This is a genomic window from Methylibium sp., from assembly GCF_013817345.1.
Classification (GTDB): domain Bacteria; phylum Pseudomonadota; class Gammaproteobacteria; order Burkholderiales; family Burkholderiaceae_C; genus Methylibium.
Genome location: NZ_JACDCW010000147.1, coordinates 1 through 6804 on the forward strand (window position 1 = coordinate 1; position 6804 = coordinate 6804).

The window sequence follows — 6804 nt, forward strand, 5'->3', positions numbered from 1 at the left end:
ATGTCGGTGATCTTCCTGCACAGAGTCGCGGTGCGGCGGCGTCACTTCATCGTATCGGCACTCCTGCCCTACGGCTACATCCTCACGCTCGGTGCCGGTCTGTTGCTGGTCACGCTGGTGGCCGGCAGCCTTCAAGCGATGGGCGATGAGAGCGTCACGATGTTTGGCCGTGAGTGGTCGCTTAGCGGCTTCTCCGGTGTGCTGTTGTACGCGTTGGGCCTGACAGGCGAGGTTTTCGTGTTGACCTCTGTCTACATGGTGATGCCGGTGGGGCAGCTGGCGTTGCGACACGCATTGATCGGTGCCGTCACCGCTGCACTGCTGTGGGAAGTGACACGCCACCTCCTGGTTTGGTACTTCAGCACGCTGTCGCAGGTCAGCCTGGTGTATGGCTCGCTGACGACATCAATCGTCGTGCTACTCAGTCTGGAGATCGCTGCGGCGCTGCTGCTGTTCGGCGCGCAGGTAATCTCAGAGTACGAGCGCATCGAGCGGGGTCAGCCAGAAGCCCCGCCGCAAGCCTTCCGCACCGACTGAGGGGCGCCTCGTTCCCTCAGTAGGGCCCGAGGGTCTAAACGGACTGCCTACCGAAGGGAGTTGTGCGCAGGCGAACCGTTCCGGTCAAGCATTGGTGCCTCACGGCGAACGCACCCACCGCCCTCAGGCGGAGGCAGACCGCCTTGCCGTCACGGCCCCGTCGTCCGTGAGTACGTAATGCAAGCGGCCCGCTATGTGAGCCGTGCGACACAGATGGCTGCACAAGTTCTCATTAAAGCCGAGTGTGCGAGGCGCGGCGTGCCGGACATCGTTATGCAGAGGTACAACCGCCCGAATCGGTTTCGCGGTCCTCGCAATGTCTCCAAAACTCCCCATGTGGATCGTTCGCATCAACAACGTGCAGCTCGTGGCAGCTTTTTCGGGCGCGGTGCTGCTGATCGTCGGCTACTTCGCCGTCGTCGACCCGGCGCAGCGCACGATCTCGGGGCTGGCGCTCGGCGTGCTGGCCCTCGCGTCGCTCATAGCCTCGCTGTTCATCCTGTTCGTACGCAGCGTTGACGAACGTCTGTTCCGCGTGAGCCAGTACGAGCAGCGCGAGGCGGGGGCCACCTCGCAGTTTCGTCCCAGCGGCTACCAGCCGCGTGAAGCCGGGGAGCAGGCGGCGAACCAGAAGCCGCCGCTGCCGGCACCCATGCTCGACGTCGGGTAACCACGTTCGCGGAGGGTGCGCGGGCCGGGCGCGCCATCGAGACAAGCCGACAGCAATGCTTCGGTGAACCAGCGGGCGCCAGGTTCGAAGGCAAGGACGTGCGGCGATCGCAGGCAAGATGAAGCACAGCGGAAAGTGGGCGCAAGACACAAGAGTAGTGTGGTCCGCAGACTCTCGGGCCAGTTGTCGGGTGGGCCAGGCGACGTGCGTGACTGGTCTATCGACTTGATCAACTCGCCCATCCTTCCTCCCCCGGTGAGGAACGCCAGGAATGACTGTTTTTTCTCTATACATCCGGCTCCGCACAGCAAGTCCGAGGCAGTGTAGTGAGGCTCGACGGCGGGCGAGCGAGTGGTTCGGTAAAACAGAAGGCGAGGAGGAGGGCGACCGTGCAGCGTTTGTTCGGTTGGCTTTCCTTTAAACGCTGTTCAGGCACGCAGCGTGCCAGCTGTCGCTGCTGCAAACTGAGTTCAGCATCGCGTTTGCCATTCCGGGCTGGTCAGCCGATGGACCTAAAGTGCTACGAGACTGGCAGTGCACACCTTGTCAAGTCCGCTCCATTGACGAGCATTTGTCCGCTACGTTTTTGATTCCTGCCATGTCGAACGTACATGTCTTACACATTCGCCCGCGCGACGCGGACCTCCTCAAGGGAGTGCCCCTAGAGACGCAGCGCTCCATGGCGACCACCTTTCTGTGCTCGAACGAGCCTATGAGTCAGCTGCTTGAGCGATGCGCTCAAACCGGCGTCGAAGGCCGCGGGAGCCGGGTCACCCTCGCCTGCGTGCTATTGATGGTGAAGAACGACGCGCCACAGGATCTCGTGCTGGTTGACCCTCAGCTCTATCGGAGCCTGCGCGAGCGCATAACGGACCTGAGAGTGGGAGGCTGGGTCCCGCCCTACCGGCCGGGCATCGAGGACTGACAGTGCTGTCGAGTTGGCCGTGGGCTCAATCACCAAACGGTGCTCAACAGTTCGTCATCGTTGCGCCGTTGTTTCTGTCGCAAGTACCGCGTGCAGCGGTCTCAAGCAAATGAAGCGCTCTTTGGAGTTACCGGATGGCGTCGTAATTGTTGCCAATGCGTCGAGCGCTCGTTTCGGGGCAGCAATATCGTCTGCCAGTCGGTCGAAATGTTCGCAGGGCAGCGGACAAGCGATGTAGGCTTCTGCAAGGTCGTGCCTGGGTCGGTGCATACCGCTATGCAGCAGTAGCCGATCATTCGTTCAGGCCGCTGTAAGCCAACGCGGAATCAACCGTCAACGCGTCGGCTGATAAGGCCGGGCCAGTACCACTGGCCCGGCGGGATCCTCGCTGGCGCTTATGTTCGCGGAGCTCTAAGATTCCTATTGCGCCAGTTTGCACAGTGCCTGCATACTTCGCTTTGAAAAGAAGAGAGGCTCTTTAGCCTCTGGAACCAATCCACCTGTGTTTACAACTGAGATGGCAAAGTGACATGACGAAATCGTACGTTCAACTGAGAAGAGAGATCGCGGAACTGGAAGCGCAGGCTTTGAAGCTGACGCGAGCTGAAGTGGCGGGTGTCGTCATCAAGGTGAAAGAGTCGATTGAGTCTTATGGACTCACCGTGGAGGATCTTTTTGGGCCGCGCTCAGTGGCGAGCAAGCGTGGACGCGTCACAGCGAGGACGAAGTCCAAGAAGGGAGACGCGGCGAAATACGTTGATGGCAACGGAAACGCGTGGGTCGGCCGCGGTCCTCGTCCGCAGTGGTTGCGCGACGCGCTTGCGGCCGGCAAGCCGCTGAGCGACTTTGAAGTAGGCGCTAATCCGCAAGGCGGGCGTGTCGCCCCGTCGCAGAAGGCCGCGGCAAAGAGGGGATCCGCTGGTCGTGTCAAGGCTGCAGGCAGGACGAAATACAAGGACGAAGCAGGCAACGCTTGGACGGGCATTGGGAAGCGGCCAAATTGGTTCAAGAATGCGCTGGCGAACGGCAAGTCAACGGAAGATCTGCTGGCCTGAAGTAGGGCCCAAGGCTGACTTTGATTCGCGCGAGACGCTCCTGCGAGTCGTTTGACCGCTTGAGAGAGGCTGGGAGACCTCGTTTGGCGTAGCGTGTTTCGGCCGGTCAGTAAGACCCTGCCTGCAAGCTCGCGTGTCTGCAGGAGAGCAGGCCGAGAACGCCTCGGCCAGAAGCGTTCCTCATCGAGGTCATTCGAGCCGTCGCGCCGGAGGCCCGAGAATGACCCTTTGCTGCGTTCCTGCGCTGCATCGTCGGTCCCTGAAGATGGTCCCTATCGGCGTGCATGTCCCGGCCCAGAAGGCGGCGGCGGTGGTCGAGCTCTTGACCGATCCGGCCGGTGCCGAGGCAGTTAGGGCGGACGTGGCTTGCAGGCTGCAGATCAGACGGCCGAGGCTGCCAGAGTCGCCATATCGATCACGAAGCGGTACTTGACGTCGCTCTTGAGCATGCGCTCGTAGGCCGTCTCGATCTGGTCCATGCGGATCGTCTCGATGTCGGAGACGATGCCGTGCTCGGCGCAGAAGTCGAGCATCTCCTGCGTCTCGCGAATGCCGCCGATCAGCGACCCGGCGAGCCGGCGGCGACGCATGATCAAGTTGAATACGTTTGGCGACGGATGGGGGGTGGCCGGCGCGCCGACCAGTGTCATCGTGCCGTCGAGCTTGAGCAGCGACAGGAATGCGTCGAGGTCATGAGGCGCCGCCACGGTGTTGAGGATGAAGTCGAGGCGGCCCGCCTGCGCCGCCATCTCGTCTTCGTTGCGTGAGAGCACGACCTCGTGAGCGCCGAGGCGCAGTGCGTCCTCGCGCTTGTCGGCCGATGTCGTGAACAACACGACATGTGCGCCCATCGCGGCGGCGATCTTCACGCCCATGTGGCCGAGCCCGCCGAGGCCGACGATGCCGACCTTGTGACCTCGTTTCACACCCCACTGTCGTAGTGGCGAGTAGGTCGTGATGCCGGCGCAAAGCAGCGGCGCGACGGCGGCGAGCTGCGAGGCATCGTGCGACACGCGCAGCACGAAGGACTCGCGCACGACGATGTGGCTCGAGTAACCCCCGTAAGTGTTCTCGGCGCCGCCGTAGAGCGAACCGTTATAAGTGCCCGTAAAGCCTTTGTCGCAATACTGCTCGAGCCCATCGGTGCAGGGCTGGCAGTTCCGGCAGCTGTCCACCATGCAACCGACGCCGACGGTATCGCCGAGTTTGAACTTTCTTACCCTCGATCCCACCGCGGTCACGCGTCCGACGATCTCGTGGCCCGGCACTGTCGGGTACAGCGTGTTGTTCCACTCGTTGCGTGCGGTGTGCAGGTCTGAGTGGCAGACGCCGCAGTGCAGGATGTCGATTGCCACGTCCTCGTCGCCGGGCGTGCGCCGCTCGAAAGAGAACGGGGCAAGCGGTGTCTTCGCCGAGACGGCGGCGTAAGCAAGGGTTGGAGTCATCGGGAAGGCTTGAAGTGAAGCTGCGAGGATGATAAGGGATTACCCGAATTCACGAGACCGCCGGACGGCAAGAACAGAGTGGCTGCAGACGTTCAGCTTTGGCGGGCAAATGTCGGCGATTGGCGCGACCGGACGTTCATCGCTCCATTCCGCTGTCTACAAACCGGTCCTTCATGAAGATCGAGTAAGTGACAGTCACTAGCGCACTACGAGGGTCCGTCGCTGGCAGCTTTCACGGCTACGAACTCAGAGACGCGCCCCAAGCATCATTGATTCGGTTGTGGATGCACGCGCAAAGCTACCGTCAATGTCTTTGATTGCCATGCCAAGTGTGAGACGTTTACTTCAAACGTTTGAAACAGGCCCGACCTCTCCTTAGTCCGACTCGGTCCCGACTCCGGTTCTCAATTCAGTTCTTTCAGCTTTTTGACAGCTCGTTTCGATTTGTTACCCCTAATGCAGGGGGTACGCAGACACGCCTCTGCGCTCTACTGTCTACTGAAACGGTCCTGCCTCAATTGCTTAGCGAAGAAGTTCCAGTCGATCAAGTTCTCGGATATTTCCTGACAAGGAGAATGTCATGAGTGAATTGCAAGACTTTTCCGTATTTGATCGTAGGGAGTCTTCCGTCCGTGGATATTGCCGCCGATTCCGCGCAGTTTTTGCGACTGCCACCGGCAGTGCAATGCGCGATGTTGATGGTCGGGAATATATTGACTTTCTGGCTGGGTGCGCATCGTTGAACTACGGTCACAACGATCCGCAGATGAGCACCGCATTGATTGAATACATCCAAATCAACGGCGTCACCCAAGGCCTGGATCTGCATACTGGCGCAAAGCGGGCGTTCCTGGAAGCTTTCGAGCGGCTCATCCTGCAGCCACGTGGCATGGACCACCGAGTGCAGTTCACCGGGCCGACTGGCGCGAACGCCATCGAGGCGGCGATGAAGTTGGCGCGCAAGGCCACCAGCCGCACAAACATCATTGCGTTCACGAACGGCTACCACGGCGTAACCCTGGGTGCGCTGGCGGCGACCGGGAACCAGTACAACCGGATGGGTGTGTCGCTACCCGGCGTTACCCGAGCCCCGTTCGATCGTTACTTCGGTTCCGATTTCGACTCCGCTGCGGCGCTCGACCGCATGCTCGGTGACCCCTCGAGCGGCATCGATCCGCCGGCGGCGGTTCTGTTGGAGACGGTTCAGGGCGAGGGAGGCCTCAACGCCGCGTCGCCCGAGTGGGTGCGCAGCGTCGCAGCGATCGCACAGCGGCATGGCGCGTTGCTGATCATCGACGACGTGCAGGCCGGCTGCGGCCGCACCGGCACTTTCTTCAGCTTTGAAGAGATGGGAGTGACGCCAGACCTAATCGTGATGTCCAAGTCGATTTCGGGCTACGGGCTACCGATGGCAATAGTGCTGGTCCGGCCGGCGCACGATGTGTGGCGACCTGCGGAGCACAACGGCACCTTCCGCGGCAACAACCACGCTTTCGTGACCGCGCGAATCGCGCTCGAAAAATTTTGGTCGGATCAGGCCTTTGCCGATCAGATTGCGATCAAGAGCGACATCGTTACCGCGCGATTGAAGGCGCTGGCCCGCCGGATCCCCGGCTCGCGGTTGAAGGGTCGCGGGATGATGCAAGGCTTGGCACTGCCCTCGGGCGACCTGGCGGCGGAGATCTGCCGTAGGTGCTTCGAGCGGGGCCTGATCATCGAAACATCCGGCGCGCACGACGAGGTGCTGAAGATTCTGGCCCCGCTGACAACGCCGATAACCGTACTCGAACGCGGACTCGAGATCCTGCAGAGTGCAGCGGCCGACGCTTTGGAAGACGCCTTGGTTCCCGCGTTGACCTAAACAACTGTGCGGCGCGCGGCGCTGCTTCGCGACACCTGTTCATGGTTCGTCCGTTTAGCGGCGTCCGCTGAGCGAACGGACACTCCACGGCGCGACCTGAGGAAGGGTTCATCGTGCTCTCTGAGGTGCATGGCAACACAGGCGCCGCTAAGCAGGTTGCAGCCGAACTCGACGCACGACGCGAGTAAGCGTGGCCTCAAGGCCCTCTTGACCGAGAAGCTGGGAGGGGACTACAGCAGGTCGCTTTCGCCGTCGTTGACCTCGTCGATGAACACGTCATTCGACCAAGCCAAGCCGATGGCCTTGTCCAG

General features: G+C 61.3%; 6 protein-coding genes. 5 read left to right on the forward strand and 1 reads right to left on the reverse strand.

What is annotated here, in order from left to right; translation table 11 throughout:
* The 4 genes from H0W40_RS18440 to H0W40_RS18455 form a co-directional block, all read left to right on the forward strand.
* Positions 1 to 537 (forward strand): YihY/virulence factor BrkB family protein (locus tag H0W40_RS18440; RefSeq protein WP_292449176.1); only part of this gene is annotated, 537 nt, incomplete at its 5' end.
* A gap of 334 nt (positions 538 to 871) precedes the next feature.
* Complete coding sequence (locus H0W40_RS18445; protein WP_292449178.1) at positions 872 to 1207, forward strand: hypothetical protein; 336 nt, start codon at positions 872 to 874, stop codon at positions 1205 to 1207.
* A gap of 679 nt (positions 1208 to 1886) precedes the next feature.
* Positions 1887 to 2132 (forward strand): hypothetical protein, encoded by a 246-nt coding sequence (locus H0W40_RS18450; RefSeq protein ID WP_292449179.1) that lies wholly within the window; start codon positions 1887 to 1889, stop codon positions 2130 to 2132.
* A 530-nt stretch (positions 2133 to 2662) separates the two neighbouring features.
* Positions 2663 to 3187, forward strand: a complete 525-nt coding sequence (locus H0W40_RS18455) for an H-NS family nucleoid-associated regulatory protein (RefSeq protein ID WP_292449181.1) — start codon at positions 2663 to 2665, stop codon at positions 3185 to 3187.
* Between the two features lie 380 nt (positions 3188 to 3567).
* Here the strand turns inward: H0W40_RS18455 and H0W40_RS18460 are convergent, their stop codons facing one another.
* A complete protein-coding gene (locus H0W40_RS18460; RefSeq protein ID WP_292449183.1) occupies positions 3568 to 4632 on the reverse strand; it encodes an NAD(P)-dependent alcohol dehydrogenase in 1065 nt (354 codons plus the stop codon).
* Between the two features lie 580 nt (positions 4633 to 5212).
* Between H0W40_RS18460 and ectB the strand changes: the two genes are divergently transcribed.
* Positions 5213 to 6493: a diaminobutyrate--2-oxoglutarate transaminase gene (gene ectB / locus H0W40_RS18465; RefSeq protein ID WP_292449184.1), complete on the forward strand. Its 1281-nt coding sequence runs from the start codon at positions 5213 to 5215 to the stop codon at positions 6491 to 6493.
* Positions 6494 to 6804: the final 311 nt, after the last annotated feature.

Coding starts and splice junctions, on each gene's coding strand:
- H0W40_RS18445 (WP_292449178.1), top strand. CDS start 872: ATGTGGATCGTTCGCATCAACAACGTGCAGCTCGTGGCAGCTTTTTCG.
- H0W40_RS18450 (WP_292449179.1), top strand. CDS start 1,887: ATGGCGACCACCTTTCTGTGCTCGAACGAGCCTATGAGTCAGCTGCTT.
- H0W40_RS18455 (WP_292449181.1), top strand. CDS start 2,663: ATGACGAAATCGTACGTTCAACTGAGAAGAGAGATCGCGGAACTGGAA.
- H0W40_RS18460 (WP_292449183.1), bottom strand. CDS start 4,632: ATGACTCCAACCCTTGCTTACGCCGCCGTCTCGGCGAAGACACCGCTT.
- ectB (WP_292449184.1), top strand. CDS start 5,213: ATGAGTGAATTGCAAGACTTTTCCGTATTTGATCGTAGGGAGTCTTCC.